Annotated in this window: 1 protein-coding gene and 1 pseudogene; both read right to left on the bottom strand. The window is 71.8% G+C overall.

The window, feature by feature from the left end:
* Window positions 1–395 (bottom strand): annotated as a pseudogene (locus D1J51_RS17580) (HtaA domain-containing protein); the annotation flags it as partial.
* 269 nt (window positions 396–664) lie between these two features.
* The coding region (locus D1J51_RS17585; protein ID WP_162903928.1) for an Ig-like domain-containing protein at window positions 665–2,760 on the bottom strand (2,096 nt) is incomplete at its 5' end.

Genomic DNA, 2,760 nt, shown 5'->3' on the forward strand with positions numbered 1-2,760 from the left:
ACGTAATTCCGCCACGACTCACGAAACCCCCACGACAACGTTCCACCGGTCACCGGCCTCGTCGACTGGACGACCGGAGCCCCGGACGCGTCTGCAGGATCCGGCCCGACCGGAGCGGGGGCCTCCACGGGCTCCGCGACCGCCTCCTCCTCGGCTCCCGCGTTCCCCGCCGATCCGGCCGGATCGCCCTTCGAAGGATCAGCGCTGACCGCCTCCTCGGGGGCGACGGGCGGATCCTGAGCGACCGCCTCCTGCGGGGCCCCGGCCTGTTCAGCCGGCACCTCCGACGACGGTTGCTCGGCGAAGGCCGCCGGCGCGACGAGCATCGATCCGCCGATCATCAAAGCGGCGATGGCAGCCGAAAGGAGCGCGCGCGCTCGCGTGCGTGAAGCCATAGAAGTCACCCTCCCGAGATCCCCTGGGTCGTTCGCCGGTCCAGAGGTGAGGCCGCAGGGCCGAAGTAAGGGCACCCTTACCAAGTCACTCATCCAGTATTCCGGACTTCATCAGATGTTGCAAGCCGAGCCCGAGGCCGACGCGCACAGCGCAGCGGCAGCGCAGCGGCAGCGCAGCGGCGGCCCGGCCAGATCCCGGGCGGAAGACGGGTCGGCGCCCCGCATGCGGCGGGGCGCCGACCTCGCTCACAGCCGCCGCTGACCGGAGGTCACCGGTTCGCAGTCGCACGACGGCGGGCGAGCATGATGCCTCCGCCGAGCACCAGGAGCGCGAGACCGGCGCCGAGGCCGAGCTCGAGGCCCGGGCCGCCCGTCGTGGCCAGCGCCGCCTTCGCACCGCCGGCCTTCGGGTCGCCGGCCTTCGGGCCGCCACCGGTACCGGCGCCGCTGTTCGTGGGCTCCTCCTCGACACCGCCCACGCCGTCGCCGCCGGAGACGGTGATCACGAGGGTATCGGAGACCGAGTCCGAGTAGGCATCGCTGCCGGACGCGAAGGATGCGACGATCCGGTTCTCTCCCAGGGCGAGATCCGCGGTGACGCGCGCGACGCCGTTCTCGACCGCGACCGTGCCAATCGCCTCGCCGTTGTTGGTGAAGGTGACCTCACCCGGCGCGGCGTCGGGCGACACCGTCGCGACGAACTCGACGTTCTCGCGGCTGCTCCCCTCCTTCGCCGAGGTGCTGAGCCCGGTCGTGGTGCGCACGAACTGGGTCACCTCGAACTGCGCGGATGCGCTGACCTCGCGCGCCGGGTCGCTGAGCGTCACGGTCTGCTCGCCGACCTCGAGGTCCTCGGGTACCGTCCACCGGTAGGCGGCGACGCCGTCGGCGTCCGCGGTCACGGTGCCGAGCTCCTCGGAGCCCCGCGCGACCGATACCTCGGTGCCGGGGCGGAACGGCGCCGCTGAGAACGTCACGGTGTCGCCCTGCTTCACAGAGCTCGTCGCCTCGCCCTTCGAGTCGAGCACCTCCGCGGTAGGGGTCGCCGCCTCGTAGCTCCAGCTCAGGCCGAGAGCCGCCGGGGCCTTCTTGACGTCGCCGCCCGCACCGCTCGCGTAGTAGAACGAGCGGATCATGGAGGGCACCTGCAGGATGAAGGCGTTCGACCAGGCGTCGCCCCGAGCGTTCACCGGATCGGCGCTCCAGTCGGCCGACCAGGTGCCCGGCGCGGTCGTGTTCGCGTAGGCGAGCTCGACGGAACCGTTCACGGCGTCCCGAGCGAAGTCGATGCCCTCGGCGTTCGCGATCTCCGCGACGACGACCGGCTCGGAGGTGTCCTCGTCGAGAGTGCCCTCGCCTGAGCGCACACCGGCGATCCAGGCGCCGTTTCCGGATCCGTCGATCACCAGTTCGGGGTTCACGAGTTCAACCCACTGCCCGTTGGCGGGGAAGAAGCTCTGGTAGGCCTCGACGCGCAGCGTGCCCTGGAACGCGATGCTGGTGCAGTTCTCGGAGCGGGTGGCGACGCCCTCGCTCAGCACGAAGTCCTCGCCGTCGACCGCGACATTGCCGCCGCCGAACTTCTCCCAGCCCTCGGAATAGGCGCTCCAGCCCCAGGTCGCGGTGACGCCCGTGAGCGTCTCGCCGCCGCTCGGGGTGCAGACCCCGGTCTGCGCCGGATCCACCACGCCGTAGTTGGTGATGGTGGTGGTGCCGCGCGCCGTGCTCGAGAGCAGGGTCTCGCTGCGGTCGTAGCCGTTGTCGGAGGTGAACACGGCGCGGATCTTGTGGCCACCGGCCGCGAGGTTGGCGGTGGAGAGCTTCGCGGTGCCGTCGCTCACGGCCGCGGTGCCGAGCGAGCGCTCGGAGCCGCCGGCGGGGGTTTCGAAGAACTCGACGGATCCCGTCGCCGCGGCCGGCGTGACGGTCGCGGTGAACGCCGCCTCCTCGCCGAGCGCGATCGGGGCCGCAGGCTCGACGGCGAGGCTCGTGGTGGTCGCGGCGTCGGCGAGACGCACGTTGATCGTGACCGCCGCGGCCTCGGACGCCTCGTACCGCTCGGGATCGGACGGGGTGAAGCGCGCCGTCACCGTGTTCGCGCCGACCGGGAGATCGCTGGTCGTCAGGGACGCCGTGCCGTTCTCGACCTTCACGGGCTCGCCCAGGTCGCCGCCGGCGGCGCCGTTGCCCGAGGCGAAGGTGACGGTTCCCTCGGCGTCGGCCGGGGCGACCGTGGCGGTGAGCGTCACGTCGTTCTCGTCGGTCACGTCGGTCGCGGAGGCCGCGAGCGTGGTGGTGGTCGGTGTCGCCGGGGTCTCGACCTCGAAGCTGAAGGTGACGGGGTCGGTGGCCGATCCCGCGGGAT

Source organism: Leucobacter sp. wl10, assembly GCF_003569785.1.
GTDB lineage: Bacteria > Actinomycetota > Actinomycetes > Actinomycetales > Microbacteriaceae > Leucobacter.